Genomic DNA, 17,090 nt, shown 5'->3' with positions numbered 1-17,090 from the left:
GCGCGGGCGCTCCGCGGGGGCCGGAGCGGCCGACCGGGGCGCGCGCCCAGGCCTACGTGGAGCAGCGTACGGAGCGGCGCGCGGCGGGCAGCACCAACGGCACGACCGGCACCGGCGGTACGCCGGCGTCGGCGCGGCCAACGCCTCGCCCCACGCCTCGACCCACACCTCGGCCCACGCCCAGGCCGGTACCGAGGCCGGTGCCGCGTACGCCTGCCCGCACGCCCCGGTCGGCCGGTCCTGGGTCGGACCGTAGGCTGCTGCGGCAGCGGCTCATCGTCTTCGTGACCGTCACCCTGCTGGTCGCCCTCGGCATCGCGGCCGCACAGGGCTGCCAGGGCCCGACGCGCGGCCTCGGGGTGACCGGCGACGGCGCCCGGGTCTGCGCGGGGCAGGCCCCGCAGGCTGCTGGCTGCCCGGCACTCTGACCGCAACGGCGCACAGACGTCGCCCCCGCGGGGTGGCGTACGGCCCTTTCGCCGAGTACGTTACTAAGCGCTTGCTTAGGAACGAGGAGGGTGCGGCGGATGGTGACGGCGGAAGCGTTGCGGGAGCGGGTGGCGGCGCTGGTCGCGGCGTACGACCCGGGGAGTACCGACAGGGGCGACTTCCTGCGGGCCAGGTTCGACGCGGGTCTGGCCTGGGTGCACTACCCGGAGGGACTGGGCGGCCTCGGGGCGCCGAGGGCCCTGCAGGAGGTCGTGGAGGCGGAACTCGCGGCGGCCGGGGCACCGGACAACGAGCCGCGGCGGATCGGGATCGGGCTGGGGATGGCAGCGCCGACGATTCTGCGGTTCGGGACCGAGGAGCAGAAGGCGCGGTTGCTGCGGCCGCTGTGGACCGGCGACGAGGTGTGGTGCCAGCTCTTCAGCGAGCCGGGGGCCGGGTCGGACCTGGCAGGGCTGCGCACGAGGGCCGGGCGGGACGGTGACGGGTGGGTCGTCACGGGCCAGAAGGTCTGGACGTCCAACGCACACAACGCGCGGTGGGCGATTCTCATCGCGCGCACGGATCCGGATGTCCCGAAGCACCGGGGTATTACGTATTTCGTCTGCGACATGCAGGATCCGGGCGTCGAGGTGCGCCCCCTGCGGCAGATCACCGGCGAGGCGGAGTTCAACGAGGTCTTCCTCACGGATGTACGCATCCCCGACTCCCTCCGCCTCGGCGAGGTCGGAGACGGCTGGCGGGTCACCCAGACCACGCTCGACAACGAGCGGGTCGCGATCGGCGGCGCGGCACTCCCCCGCGAGGGCGGAATGATCGGCACCGTCGCCAAGACCTGGCGTGAGCGCCCGGAGCTGCGCACGCCTGACCTCCACGACCGGCTGCTGCGGCTGTGGGTGGACTCCGAGGTGACCCGGCTGACCGGCGAGCGGCTGCGGCAGCAACTCGCGCTGGGGGCGCCCGGGCCGGAGGGGGCCGGGATCAAGCTGGCGTTCGCGCGGCTGAACCAGCAGGTCAGCGGCCTCGAGGTGGAGCTGTTGGGCGAGGAGGGCCTGCGGTACGGGGACTGGACGATGACCCGGCCGGAGATCGTGGACTTCTACGGGCGGGACGCCGGCTACCGCTATCTGCGGGCCAAGGGCAACTCGATCGAGGGCGGTACGTCCGAGATCCTGCGCAACATCATCGCCGAACGCGTGCTCGGCCTGCCCTCGGAGCCCCGTACGGACAAGGACGCCGCCTGGAAGGACCTGCCCCGATGAGTGATCTGCTGTACAGCGAGGTCGAGGACGACCTGCGGACCGCCGTGCGGGGGCTGCTCGCCGACCGCTGCCGGCCGTCCGCCGTGCTGGCCCGCATCGAGAGCGACACGCCGTACGACCTGGGCCTCTGGCGGACGCTGGCCCAGGAGCTGGGGCTCGCCGGGCTGCTGGTGCCGGAGAAGGCGGGCGGCCAGGGCGCGTCGGCTCGGGAGGTCGCCGTGGTGCTGGAGGAGCTGGGCGCGGCGGTGGCGCCGGTGCCGTTCCTGGGCAGCGCGGTGCTGGCGACGACCGCGCTGCTCGGGGCGGGGACGGATGCCGCCGAGGCGGTCGTGGGCAGGCTGGCAGCGGGCGAGGCCGTCGGGGCGCTGGCCGTGCCGCTGCCTACGGCGCCCGGAGCGGCTTTCCCGGAGGGCGTACGGGCGGACGAGAACGGCACGCTCACCGGGCGGGTGACCAGCGTGGCGGAGGCGTCGGCCGCCGACGTGCTGGTGGTGCCGGCCGTCGGGCCGCAGGGGCCTGGGCTGTACGAGGTCGCGGCCGGCGCGGCGGGCGTACGGATCGCCGTGGCAGTGTCCCTGGACCTGACACGACCCATCGCCGATATCGACCTCGACGGGGTCGCCGCACGGCTACTGGCCGGCCCGGAGACGGCAGTGGCAGCCCTGGACCGGGCGCTGCTCACCGGCGCGGGGCTGCTGGCGTCCGAGCAGCTCGGCACGGTCCAGGGGTGCCTGGACGAGACGGTGCGCTACCTGGGCGAGCGGCACCAGTTCGGGCGCGTGGTCGGCTCCTTCCAGGCACTGAAGCACCGGCTGGCCGATCTGTGGCTGGAGGTCGTCTCGGCGCGGGCCGCCGCCCGTAACGCCGCCGACGCGCTCGCGACGGGCGCCGAGGACGCGGGGATCGCGGTGGCCGTGGCCCAGGCGTACTGCGCGCCGGTCGCGGTGCGCGCGGCGGAGGAGGCGATCCAGCTGCACGGCGGCATCGGGATGACGTGGGAGCACCCGACCCACCTGTACCTGAAGCGTGCCAAGGCCGACGAAATCACCCTGGGCACGCCGGGCCGTCATCGCGCGGCGCTGGCCGGGCTGGTGGAGCTTCCGGCCGGGGTCTGAAAGGCCTGCTCGTGGGTTCAGGTCCGGGGCGAGGTCGCGCCCCGGACCTGAACCGTGATGTGACTGCGGCTGCGGCTGCGGCTGCGGCTGCGGCTGCGGCTGCGGCTGCGCGAGCTCACCGGGCGCGTCCCGTCGCCACCGCGTAGAAGGCCACGGCGGCGGCCGCGCCGACGTTGAGTGAGTCCACGCCGTGCGCCATGGGGATGCGGACCCATTCGTCGGCGGCGACCAGTGCCTGGGTGGAGAGGCCGTCGCCTTCCGCGCCGAGCATCATGGCGACCCGGTCCAGGCGGTGGGGGGCGGCCTCGTCGATGTCGGCGGCCTTGTCGTCCGGGGTGAGGGCCAGCAGCTTGAATCCCGCTTCGCGTACGGCTTCCAGCCCGCGTGGCCAGGTGTCCAGCCGGGCGTAGGGGACGGAGAAGACCGCGCCCATGGACACCTTCACCGAGCGGCGGTAGAGCGGGTCGGCGCAGTCCGGGGAGAGCAGGACGGCGTCCATGCCGAGGGCGGCGGCGCTGCGGAAGATGGCGCCGATGTTGGTGTGGTCGTTGACCGCTTCCATGATCACCACGCGCCGCGTGCCGGCCAGGAGCTCGTCGGCCGTCGGCAACGGGCGCCGCTGCATCGACGCCAGCGCACCCCGGTGCACGTGATAGCCGGTGACCCGCTCCGCCAGCTCCGGGCTGACCGTGTAGACCGGCGCGGGCACCTTGTCGATGACGTCGCGCATGACGTCGACCCACTTGGCCGACAGCAGCATCGAGCGCATCCGGTACCCGGCGTGCCGGGCGCGCCGGATCACCTTCTCGCCCTCCGCGATGAAGAGGCCTTCCGCCGGCTCGCGGCGTCGGCGCAGCTCCACATCCGTCAGCGAGACGTAGTCGTGCAGACGCGGGTCGTCGGGGTCGTCGATCGTGATGAGCTCAGCCACAGGGTGATACTGCCTTGTCCGAAGTACGGTGCCAACGCTGGGGACGCGAGATGTTACCGACGGTTACCGACGCCGACCGTCACGACCTCGCCGATGACGATCACTGCGGGCGGCCGGATCCCCCCGTCCCGCACCACCTGGGCCACCGTGGCCAGCGTGCCGTCCACCCGGCGCTGGGCGGCGGTCGTGCCCTCCTGGACGACCGCGACCGGAGTGTCCGCAGCCCGCCCGTGCTCCACCAGCGTCGCGGCGATCGCGCCGATCCGCTCCACGGCCATCAGCAACACCAGCGTGCCGCGCAGCTTCGCCAGCGCCGTCCAGTCCACGAGCGAGCGCGGGTCGTCCGGCGCGACATGCCCGCTCACCACCGTGAACTCATGCGCCACCCCGCGATGGGTCACCGGGATACCCGCCGCCCCCGGCACGCTGATCGCGCTGGAGATCCCGGGGACCACTGTGCACGGAATCCCGGCTTCCGCGAGTGCCTTGGCCTCCTCCATGCCACGGCCGAAGACGAACGGGTCGCCGCCCTTGAGCCGTACGACCGCCTTGCCGGCCTTTGCGTGATCGATCAGCGCCTGGTTGATCGCCTCCTGGGCCATCGCCCGGCCGTACGGGATCTTGGCGGCGTCGATGACCTCCACATGCGGAGGCAGCTCGTCCAGCAGGTCGCGCGGGCCGAGTCGGTCGGCGATCACCACGTCGGCCTCGGCGAGGAGCCGGCGGCCGCGCACCGTGATCAGGTCCGGGTCCCCCGGGCCGCCCCCGACCAGCGCCACGCCCGCGGTGCGGGTGCGGTGGTGGGGTGCGGCGAGGGTGCCGTCGCGCAGGCCCTCCACCACGGCGTCCCGCACGGCGGCGGAGCGGCGCGGGTCGCCTCCCGTCAGCACGGCGACCGTCACGCCCTCGCTGCGCCCGGTGGCCGGCGTCCAGGCCGTCGCCGCTTCGGCGTCGTCGCTGCGCACGCACCAGACCCGGCGGGCCTCGGCCTCGGCGGAGGCTTCCGCGTTGGCGGCCGGGTCGTCCGTCGCGATCAGTGCGTACCAGGCCTCCGCGAGGTCGCCCGCGCGGTACGCACGGCGCTCCCAGCGCAGTTCGCCGGCGTCCGCCATCGCCTCCACGGAGGGCGTCGCGGACGGAGAAACCAGCACGAGGTCGGCTCCCGCCGCCACTAGGGGCGGCAGCCGGCGCTGGGCGACCTGGCCGCCGCCCAGGACGACGACGCGCCGCCCGGACAGCCGCAGTCCGACGGGGTACGCGGGCGCGTCGTCGTTACGGGTCATGGCGGTGCGGCTCCTTGGGTCTTGCGGTTTACGGCAACGATATGGGTGGTTGCGGTCTCGTTGTCGGCTGCGGACTGGTGGCCAGGGGGCTATCCCCCGCCCCGCCACTTCCCGAAACCGGGGCTCTCCCCCAAACCTTCGTTTGGGTGGGGGTCCCCCCGGCCGAAGGTTGGGGGAGTGCCCCCACCCCGGACCCCGTCCCACCGGGTTGCGGGAGAACGTTCCGCAAGGGGAGCGAAGCGAGGTGGGGGTCCCCCCGGCCGAAGGCTGGGGGTGGGGGCACTCTCCCCCAGACTCCGTCTGGGGGAGACCCCCAACAGCGTTCGGCCGGGGGTACCCCCACCCAGCGTCCAGCTGGGGGAGGCCGGCACAACCCGGCCACAGACCGCTCGCCGCCGAGGCACCCCCGGCCACCCACCGTTCGGGCTGCGCGCCGTCGCCGGGGGCGGGCGGGTTGGGCCAGCCCGCCCGCCTTGGGGACACCTCCCAGCGTCAAGCTGGGAGAGGACGGCCTACCCCCAACCCGGGGGGAGTAGGGTCAGGCCTTCTCCGTGACGCCGGCGGAGTCGAACGTGGCGACCTCGTGCATGGCGCGCGCAGCGCTCTGTACGAGCGGCAGTGCGAGGAGCGCGCCGGTGCCTTCGCCGAGGCGGAGGTCGAGGTCGACGAGGGGGCGGAGGCCGAGTTTGGTGAGGGCGGCGCGGTGGCCGGGTTCGGCGCTGCGGTGGCCGGCGATGCAGGCGGCGAGGACTTCGGGGGCGATGGCGCGGGCGACCAGGGCGGCGGCGCCTGCGCTGACGCCGTCGAGGATCACCGGCGTACGGAGCGAGGCGGCGCCCAGCAGCAGACCGACCATGGCGGCATGCTCCAGACCGCCGATCGCGGCCAAGACCTCGATCGGGTCGGCGGGATCGGGCCGGTGGAGCTCCAGGGCGCGGCGGACGACGTCGATCTTGCGGGCGTGCATCTCGTCGTTGATGCCGGTGCCACGGCCGGTGACCTCTGCGGGGTCGACCCCTGTGTAGACGGAGATCAGGGCGGCGGAGGCGGTCGTGTTGGCGACGCCCATCTCACCGGTGAGCAGGGCGCGGTTGCCGGCGGCGACGAGGTCCCGGGCCGTCTCGATGCCGACCTCGATCGCGCGCAGTACTTCTTCGCGGGACATGGCGGGCCCGAGGGTGAAGTCGGCGGTACCGGGACGCACCTTGCGCGGCAGGAGGCCGGGGGTGCTGGGGAGTTCGGAGGCAACGCCGACGTCGATGACGCAGACCTCGGCGCCGACCTGGTTGGCGAAGGCGTTGCAGACCGCCCCGCCGCCGAGGAAGTTGGCCACCATCTGGGCGGTGACCTCCTGCGGCCAGGCGGTGACGCCCTGGGCGTGCACCCCGTGGTCGCCAGCGAAGATCGCGACGGCCGCGGGCTCGGGGATCGGCGGCGGGCACTGCCGGGACAGGCCGCTGAGCTGGGCGGAGATGATCTCCAGCATGCCGAGCGCGCCGGCCGGCTTGGTCATCCGCTTCTGCCGCTCCCAGGCCTCGCCGAGCGCCTTGGCGTCCAGGGGCCGGATGCCGCGCAGGGTCTCCTCCAGGAGGTCGTGCGGGGCCTCGCCGGGCAGGGCGCGGTTCCCGTACTCCTCCTCGTGGACGACCCAGGCCAGCGGCCGGCGCTTGGACCAGCCGGCCTGCACCAACTCAGGGTCCTCGGGGAACTCGTCGACGTAACCGACACACAGGTACGCGACGACCTCGAGGTGCTCGGGCAGCCCCAACTCGCGCACCATCTCGCGCTCGTCGAAGAAGCTCACCCAGCCCACGCCCAGGCCTTCGGCGCGCGCCGCCAGCCACAGGTTCTCCACCGCGAGCGCCGACGAATAGGGCGCCATCTGCGGCTGGGTGTACCGGCCGAGGGTGTGGCGGCCGCCCCGGGTGGGGTCGGCGGTGACCACGATGTTGACGGGGGTGTCGAGAATGGCCTCGATCTTCAGCTCGCGGAACTGCTTGGCGCGGCCCTTGGGGAGCGACTTCGCGTACGCCTCCCGCTGGTGCATGGCCAGTTCGTGCATGCGCTCGCGGGTCTTGGCCGAGCGGATGACGACGAAGTCCCAGGGCTGGGAGTGGCCGACGCTGGGCGCGGTGTGCGCCGCTTCCAGGACCCGGATGAGCACTTCGTGCGGGATGGGGTCACTGCGGAAGCCGTTGCGGATGTCGCGGCGTTCGCGGATGACGCGGTGGACGGCGTCGCGTACGGCGACGTCGTAGCCCTCGGCGGCGGGGCCGGCGGCGACGGCCACGGCCTCCTCCTCCGGGGCGTCGAGCTCCTCCGGGGCGTCCGCCGCGGGCTCGGCGACCGCTTCAGCGGCGGCCTCGGGCAGGGGCTCGGGCGCGAACTCGGGCTCGGGGTCCGGCTGCACGGGAGCGTCAGCGGCCCCGGTCACGGCGACCGGCTCGTCCGGAACGACGGGTTGCGGCTCAGGCTCGGGCTCGGGCTCGGCCACCTGCGGCTCGGGCTCGGCCGCGAACACCTGCTCCTCGACGACCGGTTCGAGCCCGAAGGGCAGGGGCGCCGTGTCGTCGATAACGGGGTCAAGCTCCGCCTCGGACTCGGGGGCCGCCTGCGCCGGAATGGAGATGTCCGGGGTGGACGTCTCGGCGGAAGGAACCTCGTCCGGAACAGGAACAGGAACAGGAACAGGAACGGAGACAGGAACCGGGGCCGGGGCCGGATCCGTCGCCGGGGCGGGCCACGCGGCACCGGCGGCCGGCGTGACCGGCTGAACGGTGTCCTGGACCGGCGCCGGGGTCGAGACCGGGGTCGGGGCCTGCGCCTGGCCGAAGATGGCCGTGGTGTCGTCACGCGGCACATCAAGGTATTCGGGACCCGTGGTGGGTGGCCCGGGCTGCCGTACGGGAGTCGGAAGCGGAGCCGACGCCTGAACCGGGGGCGGGGTCTGGACAGGCGCCTGGGCCTGCGCAGGGCCGCGGTCGGCCAGCGAACGTACGACGCCGCCTGTGGCGGGGTCGGGCAGCGGCGGGCCCATGTGCAGCGGCCGCCGCGCCGGAGTCGGGGTGGCCGTGGTGGCCGGCGTCTGGACCGGCGGCGGGGTCGGCTGAACCGGCTCCGGACCCCGTACGGAACCGTAGTCGAGGGACCCCGACTCGCGGCCGTCCGCCTCATGGGCCTCCGGCGCGGCCGGGGCCGGGGCCGTTATCGACGCCGGCTCAACAGGCCAATCGGGAGCGGGAAAAGAAGCCGGACCGGCGGGAACGAGCTCGACGGCGACCGGCTCGAAGGGACCAGGCTCTGCCGCAACCGCCTCCACCAGCACCGGCTCAACCGCGAACGCCTCCGCGGGCACCGTGGCCTGCACCGGCGTCGGCTCGACCGGCAACTCGACCGGTAGTTCGACCGGCACGGACCCCGCCCCGGGCAAGGAGCCGCCCATCGGCACCGGCGTCACCGACGGCATCTGCTGGGTGAGGAACGGCTGCGGCGGGACCGGCACCGGGTCACCCCAGGAGGCCTGCGGGCCGGGCATCAGCAGCAGATCGTCCTCCTCGGCGCCCATCGGGCCGGTCGGTTGGTCGACAAAGACATACCCAGGCGGCACCGGCGCGGTCAGCGGATCGGTGTCCCAGGACGGGACGCCCGTCGGCTGCTGCGCTGAGGTACCGGAGTTACCGGGGAGGTCGGCGTGCTGCGGGTGCAGAACCGCTTCTTCGCCTGCGTTCCCCGGCAGTCCCTCGCCCGGGAACTGGCCGGTGTCAGTCATGCGTGCCCCTCGCCCATCGGTTACTCCTTCCAACGCCGCACCGGACATCCCACCCACAGCTACAACGAGCGCGCGCTGTCGGCGGCACCATCGGCGAAGGGTGACAAGCGCTGCCCCCTCTGACAGCTGCCCGGACACCCCGTCAACGCACGACGACGGCACAACGATCCGCCAGCCTACCGTGCGCACACGCGCCGGTACGCCCGAGGGGCTTCAGTGAGACGCTCCTCGCAAAAACGCGTCGATCAGTGCAATGGCCTGGACTTTTACGGTGACAGAGGGGTCACTTCCCGGAAGAAGGCAGTACCGGAATCCGGACGCAACGCACGGCCCCACACGGCCGCTGACACGGCCGTTCCCGGGGCTGTTCACATGGCCTTCACCGTCGGTGCCCGCACAGCGCGAAGGCGACGGCGCGCTCTGATTCACCCCATTGGGAGTCGAGTTCGACAGCTTGCAGCAGTGCGCGTTCGACCGCGTAACCGCCGTCCTCCAGCGCCTGGCTGACGGCCTCGGCGTCGTCGCGGTTGACGGCGCTGGCCGCGATCCGCTCGGGGCGGCGGGCCACGCACGCGGCGACCACATCGGCCCCGCAGCCGGCGCCGAGCCGGACGACGTCCGGTTCCGGAAGGTCCTCGAGCGCCTCGGGCGCGGTGCCGTGCACGACGTGCACCTGCACGCCGAACTTCCTTGCGGCGGCCTCGATCCGGGCGCAGGAGTCCGCGTCCTGGTCCACCGCGATGACGGCGGCCCCGAAGCGCGCGGCCTCCACGGCGCCCGCACCGCTGCCGGCGCCGATGTCCCAGACCAGGTCGCCGGTGCGCGGGCCGAGGTGGGCGAGCTGGAGGGCGCGAAGAGCCGCCGGGTCACCACCGGCCGGGCGCCCCGGCTCGTACTCCTCGGCGGACAGCGCCCAGCCCCGAACCGGGCCCGGAAAGCCCGGGTCGCGGCCCGCTATCCAGCCGCCGCGTCCGGCGACAGCGGGGGCGGCGGTGGGGGTCCCCCCAGCGAAGCCAGGGGGAGTGATGCCGCCCACGACGAGGACCACGTTGGGGTCGCGCCAGGTGTGGTCGGCGACCTTATCGGAGGTGAGGACGGTGACCTGTTCGTGCTCGGTGCCCAGGGCCTCGCAGATGACGAAGGTGCGGTGCACTCCCTCGAGCAGCAGGGCGAGTTCGGCGGGGCCGGCGCCGGGCGCGGTGAGGACGGCGACCTTGGGGTAGGCGCGGCAGACGTTGACGGCCCGGCGCAGGGTGCGTTCCTGGGCCACAACGACGCGGGCGTCGTCCCAGGGCATTCCGGCCCGGGCGAAGGCCTGCGCGACGGAGGACACGCCGGGTACGACCTCGACCTCCAGGCCGTGTTCCGGTGCCCGCAGGGCCCGTACGACGCCGAAGAAGCCCGGGTCGCCGTCGGCGAGGACCACCGCCGTACCCCGGTGCCCGGCGATGCGGTCGGCGGCGAGGTCGATCCTGCCGAGCACGATCCGCTCGGCGTCCGGCGGGACGAAGGGCAGGGACAGGTGGTGGCGGGTCCCTGCCACCAGGGTGGCGGCGCCCAGGGCGGAGCGCGCGGCCTCGGTCGGCGGCGAACCGTCCCACCCGATCACCGTGACCCGGTCGGCCATCTGCTCTGCCTCCTGGGCGAGTCGCAAGCGTTTGTCACCGCACACTACCCCGGCGGGATCGTGGGCCGAACCGCTGCCGGGTGCTGTCCCGAGCGTTCAGCAGGAGTTCAGTGCCAGTCGGCAAAAGCCCGGTAGTCCGAGCCGTCCTCGGACCGGTCGTCGGGGCCGTCCAGATCCTCGGGCAGCAGGCTCCACACGATGAGGTCGGTGCGGATCTCCGTCCACCGCCCGTGGGGGTCGTCCTCGGGCCGGCTGCGGACGATGCCCGCGTTGCGCAGCACGCCCTCGCTGATGCAGCCGATCTTCTGCGCGACCTGCTGCGAGGCGGTGTTGTCGGCGGCGGTGCGCAGCTCGAGGCGCTCGAACTTCTGGTCGTCGAAGAGCCACTGGGCCGCGCCGAGCACGGCCTCGGCTGCGTATCCCTCGCCCCGCGCCCAGGGGGCGATCATGTAGCCGACCTCGCTGCTGCGGATGCGCCAGTCGGTGTTGTCCAGGTGGCAGATGCCGACCAGCCGCTGGGTCAGGAACTCGGTGACGGCGAAGACGATCCCGCGCCCCTCGGTGCGCACGGCGTGCGAGCTCACCGTGGCCCAGTCGCGGGCGACGGCCTCGGTGTAGGGCTCGGGCACGGAGGTCCAGGCGGTGACGAGTTCGTCGTTCATCATCTCGGCGAGCGCGGTGATGTCCGCCTCCTCGAACGAACGCAGCACCAGCCGGTCCGTACTGATGGAGATGTCCGGAAAGGTGGTCATTCGCCGCTCCATAGCCAGGGCACGTGTGAAGAGCACAGCATGCAGCATCGGCCGGGTCATATGCAGGGCAGGGGCGCAGGGCTCGCCGTGGCCGTCGTTCAAGAGTACGGCCAACCGTTCCTTCGCCGCGCACAGTTGGCGCGCTGTTCCACAGCTCTTTCCGCAGGTCCGGTACCACGCCTGTCATACGGTCCTGCTAGCGTCAGGCCGCGTGACGGTGCACCACGCAGCAGGAGTCGGATATCAGCGGGCCGCGGGTGTGTACGAGCGGTCCCGCCCCTCGTACCCCATGGCGGCGCTCGCCGAGCTGGCTGACGCGCTGCCCCTGGAGGCCGGGCGCAGGGTGGTCGACCTCGGGGCGGGCACGGGTAAGTTCACCCGGCTGCTCGCGCTGACCGGCGCCGAGGTCGTCGCGGTCGAGCCGGTGGCGGAGATGCGGGAGCGGCTCGCCGAGTTGCTGCCGGGCGTCAATGTCACCGCGGGAACAGCCGAGGCGACCGGTCTGCCGGATGCTTCCGCGGACGCGGTCGTCGCCGCCCAGTCCTGGCACTGGTTCCAGGAGGCCGACGCGCTGGCCGAGGTGGAGCGGCTGCTGCGGCCCGGGGGCGCATTGGCCCTGGTGTGGAACACGTACGACACCTCTGTGCCGTGGGTCCGTGACTTCCAGGACATCATTTTCCGGTTCGCGCCCCGCGATCTGCCGAGCCCGCTGGACGGCGGCTGGCGGAAGGCCTTCGCGGGGCGGGACGGCTGGGGGGCGATAAGCGAGCGGCACTGGCCGAACCCGCACTCCACGACGGTCACCGATGTGGTGGAGCGGATGATGTCGTCCAGCCATGTCGCCGTGATGAGCCCGGCGGAGCAGGAAGGCGTGCGAGCCGAGGTCCTCTCGGTCCTCGGCTCGCACGACGCGACACGGCGTGAGGGCCGCATCGACCTGCCCTACACGACGGACGTGTACTGGGTGCGCTTCGGCTGACCGGCGTTCTCGGGTTCAATGGGCCGGGTGGACCCGAATGAACTCAAGGCGGCCTGTCTGGGCCTCAACGGCGCTGTGGAGGAGTTCCCCTTCAGTCCCGGGTTGTCTGTCTTCAAGGTGGGCGGCAAGATCATCGCGATCAGCGCCCTGGACGACCTCCCGCTGAAGGTCAGCCTCAAGTGCGACCCTGACCTCGCGGTGCGGCTGCGGGCGGAGCATCCCGCGATCGTGCCGGGATATCACCTCAACAAGCGGCACTGGAACACCGTCACCCTTGACGGTTCGCTGCCCGACCGCCTGGTCCGCGAAATGGTCGAGGACTCGTACGACCTGATCGTCTCGCGGCTGCCGCGTGCGCAGCAGCTGGTGCTGGACTGGCCGGGCGTCGCCGTCAGAACGACGGAATGACGGACCCGTCGTACTTGTCCTCGATGAACTTCTTCACCGCGGCCGAGGTGAGCAGCTTCTTGAGCTTCAGCACCCGGGGGTCCTTTTCCATCTCGTGGGTGATGAGCAGAACGGTGAGGCCGAGCTGCTCGTTGAGGTCGCGCAGCAACTGCAGGATGGCGCGGTTGGTCTCCGGGTCGAGCGCGGAGGTCGCCTCGTCGGACAGCAGCACCTTGGGGTCGCCGGCCAGGGCGGGGGCGATGCCGACACGCTGCTTCTGACCGCCGGAGAGCTGCGCCGGGTAGGCCTTGCCCTTGTCGCTCAGGCCGACCAGGTCGAGCAGCTCCAGCGTCTTGCGGGAGCGCTCCTTTCCGGAGACGCCGAGGATTTCCAGCGGCAGCTCGACGTTGTCCTGCACGGTGCGCGAGGACAGCAGGTTGAAGTGCTGGAAGACCATGCCGATGCGGCTGCGGGCCGCCCGCAGCGCCGAGCCCGGGAGGCTGGTGAGGTCCGCACCGGCCACCTGGACCGTGCCCGAGGTGGGGCGTTCCAGCAGGTTGAGGCAGCGGATGAGCGTGCTCTTGCCGGCGCCGCTGCGTCCGACGACGCCGTACACCTCACCCACGCGGACGTGCAGATCAACGCCCGTCGAGGGCGGCTGTCTCACGGCCACGCGAACGGTAGACCTCGGTCAGGCCCGTTGCGGTGATCACTGGGAAAATTCCGTCACTGTCGAGTGCGCGGCAGACTTCGGCCGCACACGGGGGTTCTGGGGGCATCACGGCATGGCTCCGCCCCGGGCGGGGCGCTATGAGCGGGTCAGCAGTACGTGTTGCCGGGCGGCTGGGGGTCGTGCGCCAGCCGGCAGCGGCGAATGGTCTGCTGCGTTTTCATGGGGATGCGATCCGTGGCAGGGAGGAGCCGTTGGGTCTCGCTTCGGGGCGCGAGGCTCAGGCGTGGGCCCTCAGCGTGCACACATTCGACGCATACGACGAACACCGGGCTTCATCGCCTCGGTCGCGCGGCAGCAGCGGTTCGTCGTGGTCATGCGGACCAGTAAAGCAGACATCCGCACGACGTCCCAATATTCGGTCCCTCTGTCCGCATTCCGGACGCTATTGGCCCCGCCTTCCGGACGCCACTGCCCGCGCGTTCCGGGCGCTCCTGCCCGTATTAGAGTCGCCGCATGCTCGACGCGCTCACCATCGCCGTCTCGGCCACGGCACTGCTGCTGGCCGCCTGGTGCGGATTTGCCGCCTTCCGGGACCAGTCCACCAAGGACTGGCACTTCATCGGCATGGCGATCGTGTCGCTGCTCGTCCTGGTCCAGCTGGTGGTCGGTGTGGTCAAGCTCTCGCGCGGTGAGAAGCCGCACGACGGGACTGTGATCTTCGTCGCGTATCTGCTCGGGGCCGCCTGCACGATCCCGGCCGCCGGATTCATGTCGCTGACCGAGCGCACCCGCTGGGGCTCGGCGATCGTGGCGGCGGGCGGGATCATCCTGGCCGTACTGGAAGTGCGGCTGTACGACATCTGGGGAGGCATCAGTGCCTGAGGCCGACGCGGTACCGGAAGCACCGGAGGCACCGGAGGCACCCGGGATCGGGCGGGGTCCGGGGCGGCTGCTGCTGTCCCTGTACGGGGTGTTCACCGTGGCCGCGCTGTCGCGTGCCATAGTGCAGATCAGCATGCAGTTCGACGAGGCGCCGCTGGCGTACACGCTGTCCCTGGTCGCCGGGATCATCTACGCGGTGATCACCGTCGCCCTGTGGCGGGGCGGCGAAGCGGCCCGCAGGCTGGCGCTGGTGAGCTGCACCGTGGAGCTGATCGGCGTCCTGGTCGTCGGCACGATGACGGTGGTCGACTCGTCGGCCTTCCCCGACCAGACCGTGTGGTCGGACTACGGGATCGGCTATCTCTTCCTGCCGGTGATCGTCCCCATCAGCGGTCTGCTGTGGCTGCGCCGGTCAGGACCGCAGCCACAGCAGACCGCGTGAGGCGTTACGCGCTGGCCGCGTAGGTCGCCGCGCTCGCCGGCTTCTCCATGTAGACCAGGCTCAGCCGGCGGGTGACCTCCTCGGCCGCTCCGACCTGCTGGTAGCCGAGCTTGCGGTAGAGCCGCAGATTGATCTCGCTGCGGTGGCCGGTGAAGAGCCGGTAGCGCTTGGCCTCGGTGCCGTCCGCCAGCCGCAGTTCGATCGCCCGCAGCAGCCGTCCGCCCAGGCCGTGGCGCTGCATGCGTGGGTGGACGATCAGCTTGGCGATCCGCGCGATGCCGTCGGGGTCGACGACGCCGCGTACCGAGCCGACGAGTTCGTCGCCCAGCCGTGCCACCAGGACCGTGCCCTCGGCGAGCTCCGCACGCAGCGCGTCGAGGCTCTGGGTGAGCGGTTCGATGCTGTAGTCGCCGTACAGCGCGGCCTCGCTCTGATAGCAGAGGTACTGGAGTTTGAGGATGTTCTCGGCGTCGCCTTCGGCCGCCGTAGAGATGGTCACGCTCATGCCCATGTGCGCAGGCCTCCCCTTCGAGTCCGCCCGGACGCGAGAGGGTGAGGGTTGCGCCCGGTACGTTGCCCTGATGAAGCCGGCGCCGGTGCGCGCCGCCTCCGGTTGGCACCGACTGTTTACGGTGCCTTACCCGGGCCTACAGCGGTTCGAACCCGGGTGTTGAGGATCGTACGCAGACAACCGAGACACCGGGAACGGAGCGGGCCAAGGCTGCCCTGTGAGATACCCAACTCCCGCGCGATTTCCGGATAGGTGTAATCGGCACCGGAGATGAAAGCGCCCATCAACTCCGGGCAGCGGCCGGGGAGGCGGGCAACGGCGGCACGCAGGGCGCGGCGCTGCTCCGCGTCGAGCGCCTGCTGCTCGACGGTCGGACCGGCGTGCGGGGGCTCCAGGCGCCTCTCGCGGCGCAGCCGACGCCCCGCGCGCCGCACCTCGGCCCGTACGGCGGCGCGCAGCCAGACCGCCGGGTCCGCCGGGGGCTCACGGAGCTCCAGGAGCCGCACCCACACCGCCTGTTCGAGGTCGGCGGCCTCGATGCCGCCGGGGACGGCCTCGGCTGCGGCTTCGGCGGCCAGCAGCGGGCGCAGCCGGGTCAGTTCGTCGTCTCGTACGCGCGTCTTCATGCCGTACGGGACATTGCGGCCGCGCCGGGTGGTTGCCCTGTGGCGGGGAAACCACCCGTGCGCGGCTGATCGGGTCACGCGCCGTTGACGAAGTCCTGGCGGGCGAGGAGGGCGGTGTCGGCGTTGTCGGAGAAGATGCCGTCGATGCCCGTCCCGAAGTAGACCTTGAAGGCACCGAAGGGGTCGCCGTATGCGTTGGGGTCGGTGCCGATGCGGTACTCCGCGGGCAGGAACTGGTTCTCGTTGCGCATGGTGTACGGGTGCAGGACCAGCCCGGCGGAGTGGGCGTCGGGGACCAGTGTGGTGGGCGTGGTGAGCTTGCCGTCGGCGTCGCGCGGGATGATCAGCAGCAGCGTCGGGCCGATGCCCTGGGCGAAACTGGCGATCCACTTCAGCCCGGCCGGGGTGACGAGGTCGGCGACGGTGCGGGGGTCGCCGGCCGCCACGAAGTCGTACGGCCGCGAGGTCGCCACGTCCAGGAGGAAGATCTTGGGGGCGGCGACGCCGAGCAGGCCGAGCCGCTGCAGGCTGCTGGACTCGAACGACTCCAGGAACTGCGGGGCGCCCTTCGTGTGGCGGCCGTACTTGCGCAGCAGCTTGGCGAGCGGCTCCTCCAGGCCGAGGCCCAGGGAGCGGAAGTAGGTGGGGTGCTTGGTCTCGCTGTGCAGCCAGACGGCCTTGCCGCGCTTGCGGCCCTGCTCGTCGGCCCACTTCAGGACCTCTTCGAAGGTGGGGATCTCCCAGCGGCCGTTGTAGATCGTGTTGCGCTGGCGGACGGAGGGGAGGCGCTCCACCGCGCGCAGCGTCTTGAGTTCGGCGAGGGTGAAGTCCTCGGTGAACCAGCCGGTGGTGGCTATGCCGTCGATGGTCTTGGTGGTCTTGCGGCCGGCGAACTCGGGGTGGTCGGCGACATTTGTGGTGCCGCCGATCTCCGGCTCGTGGCGGCAGACCAGGTGACCGTCCTTCGTCGGGACGAGGTCCTGCTCGATGACGTCCGCGCCAAGGTCCAGTGCGAGCTGGTACGAGCCGAAGGTGTGCTCCGGGCGGTAGCCGCTGGCACCCCGATGGCCGATCACGGCGGGCACCGGAAGCTTGCGTACGGGCGCCGCACCGCTTTCCGTGGCGTTCGCCACGCCGGGCAGGCCGAGCACGGTGGCGCCGGCCCCGAGGGCGGCCCCCGCGAGGAGGGTCCTACGGCCGGGTCCCTGATGGCGGCCCTGCTGATCCTGCGTCATGAGCACTCCCTCTGGACTTACAACGACGGGCGCATCGTAGGCGCGTACCGCTTTCGTACGGGCGGCATCGGTCGGAACAAGGCGGAAACGCACGTCAACAATGCGTACCGGTCGTGTGAACCCGGCGTGCGTTCGACGGGTCGGCGGAAGTATCGTCCATAGAAGTACC

The 17,090-nt window shown here is 72.1% G+C and carries 16 protein-coding genes and 1 pseudogene; 8 read left to right on the top strand and 9 right to left on the bottom strand.

Features of this window, described 5'->3' with window-relative positions; translation table 11 throughout:
• The 4 genes from EFK10_RS53520 to EFK10_RS30370 all read left to right on the top strand — a co-directional run.
• Window positions 1-256, top strand: a 256-nt coding sequence (locus EFK10_RS53520) for a hypothetical protein (RefSeq protein WP_206305641.1), incomplete at its 5' end; no start/stop codon positions are given.
• 28 nt (window positions 257-284) lie between these two features.
• Window positions 285-428: a hypothetical protein gene (locus tag EFK10_RS53515; RefSeq protein WP_407647180.1), complete on the top strand. Its 144-nt coding sequence runs from the start codon at window positions 285-287 to the stop codon at window positions 426-428.
• Between the two features lie 99 nt (window positions 429-527).
• Window positions 528-1,709, top strand: a complete 1,182-nt coding sequence (locus EFK10_RS30375) for an acyl-CoA dehydrogenase family protein (protein ID WP_127358858.1) — start codon at window positions 528-530, stop codon at window positions 1,707-1,709.
• Window positions 1,706-2,824, top strand: a complete 1,119-nt coding sequence (locus tag EFK10_RS30370) for an acyl-CoA dehydrogenase family protein (RefSeq protein ID WP_164836207.1) — start codon at window positions 1,706-1,708, stop codon at window positions 2,822-2,824. The genes EFK10_RS30375 and EFK10_RS30370 overlap by 4 nt, the downstream gene beginning before the upstream one ends.
• A gap of 115 nt (window positions 2,825-2,939) precedes the next feature.
• Here the strand turns inward: EFK10_RS30370 and EFK10_RS30365 are convergent, their stop codons facing one another.
• The 5 genes from EFK10_RS30365 to EFK10_RS30345 form a co-directional block, all read right to left on the bottom strand.
• Entirely contained in the window at window positions 2,940-3,755 is an 816-nt protein-coding gene (locus tag EFK10_RS30365; RefSeq protein WP_127358857.1) for a TrmH family RNA methyltransferase, read from the bottom strand.
• A 53-nt stretch (window positions 3,756-3,808) separates the two neighbouring features.
• A complete protein-coding gene (cobA, locus tag EFK10_RS30360; RefSeq protein ID WP_127358856.1) occupies window positions 3,809-5,038 on the bottom strand; it encodes a uroporphyrinogen-III C-methyltransferase in 1,230 nt (409 codons plus the stop codon).
• 538 nt (window positions 5,039-5,576) lie between these two features.
• Entirely contained in the window at window positions 5,577-8,807 is a 3,231-nt protein-coding gene (gene cobT / locus EFK10_RS30355; RefSeq protein WP_127358855.1) for a nicotinate-nucleotide--dimethylbenzimidazole phosphoribosyltransferase, read from the bottom strand.
• Window positions 8,808-9,186: 379 nt separating this feature from the next.
• A complete protein-coding gene (gene cbiE / locus EFK10_RS30350; protein WP_127358863.1) occupies window positions 9,187-10,434 on the bottom strand; it encodes a precorrin-6y C5,15-methyltransferase (decarboxylating) subunit CbiE in 1,248 nt (415 codons plus the stop codon).
• Window positions 10,435-10,541: 107 nt separating this feature from the next.
• Entirely contained in the window at window positions 10,542-11,186 is a 645-nt protein-coding gene (locus tag EFK10_RS30345) for a GNAT family N-acetyltransferase (protein ID WP_127358854.1), read from the bottom strand.
• Between the two features lie 211 nt (window positions 11,187-11,397).
• Between EFK10_RS30345 and EFK10_RS30340 the strand changes: the two genes are divergently transcribed.
• Together EFK10_RS30340 and EFK10_RS30335 are read left to right on the top strand one after the other, a co-directional pair.
• A complete protein-coding gene (locus EFK10_RS30340; RefSeq protein ID WP_240677562.1) occupies window positions 11,398-12,165 on the top strand; it encodes a class I SAM-dependent methyltransferase in 768 nt (255 codons plus the stop codon).
• A gap of 27 nt (window positions 12,166-12,192) precedes the next feature.
• Window positions 12,193-12,573 (top strand): MmcQ/YjbR family DNA-binding protein, encoded by a 381-nt coding sequence (locus EFK10_RS30335; RefSeq protein ID WP_240677561.1) that lies wholly within the window; start codon window positions 12,193-12,195, stop codon window positions 12,571-12,573.
• A gap of 85 nt (window positions 12,574-12,658) precedes the next feature.
• Here the strand turns inward: EFK10_RS30335 and EFK10_RS30330 are convergent.
• A pseudogene (locus EFK10_RS30330) lies at window positions 12,659-13,265 on the bottom strand (methionine ABC transporter ATP-binding protein); the annotation flags it as partial.
• 473 nt (window positions 13,266-13,738) lie between these two features.
• Between EFK10_RS30330 and EFK10_RS30325 the strand changes: the two are divergent.
• Both EFK10_RS30325 and EFK10_RS30320 read left to right on the top strand, forming a co-directional pair.
• Window positions 13,739-14,107, top strand: a complete 369-nt coding sequence (locus tag EFK10_RS30325; RefSeq protein ID WP_127358852.1) for a hypothetical protein — start codon at window positions 13,739-13,741, stop codon at window positions 14,105-14,107.
• On the top strand, window positions 14,100-14,549 hold the full coding sequence (locus tag EFK10_RS30320) for a hypothetical protein (RefSeq protein WP_127358851.1): 450 nt from the start codon (window positions 14,100-14,102) through the stop codon (window positions 14,547-14,549). Before EFK10_RS30325 ends, EFK10_RS30320 begins: the two co-directional genes overlap by 8 nt.
• A gap of 4 nt (window positions 14,550-14,553) precedes the next feature.
• Here the strand turns inward: EFK10_RS30320 and EFK10_RS30315 are convergent, their stop codons facing one another.
• The 3 genes from EFK10_RS30315 to EFK10_RS30305 form a co-directional block, all read right to left on the bottom strand.
• The gene (locus EFK10_RS30315; protein WP_127358850.1) at window positions 14,554-15,060 is read right to left on the bottom strand and encodes a GNAT family N-acetyltransferase; all 507 of its coding nucleotides are present in this window, start codon (window positions 15,058-15,060) and stop codon (window positions 14,554-14,556) included.
• Window positions 15,061-15,176: 116 nt separating this feature from the next.
• Window positions 15,177-15,686 carry a sigma-70 family RNA polymerase sigma factor gene (locus EFK10_RS30310; protein ID WP_127358849.1) on the bottom strand — a complete coding sequence of 170 codons (510 nt, stop codon included), beginning with the start codon at window positions 15,684-15,686 and terminating at the stop codon, window positions 15,177-15,179.
• A 74-nt stretch (window positions 15,687-15,760) separates the two neighbouring features.
• Entirely contained in the window at window positions 15,761-16,921 is a 1,161-nt protein-coding gene (locus tag EFK10_RS30305; protein ID WP_127358848.1) for a glycerophosphodiester phosphodiesterase, read from the bottom strand.
• Window positions 16,922-17,090: the final 169 nt, after the last annotated feature.

This window comes from Streptomyces soli, from assembly GCF_003999195.1.
GTDB lineage: Bacteria > Actinomycetota > Actinomycetes > Streptomycetales > Streptomycetaceae > Actinacidiphila > Actinacidiphila soli.
Note: the sequence above shows the minus strand (reverse complement) of the source record. Positions and strands in the feature narration are given on the sequence as shown.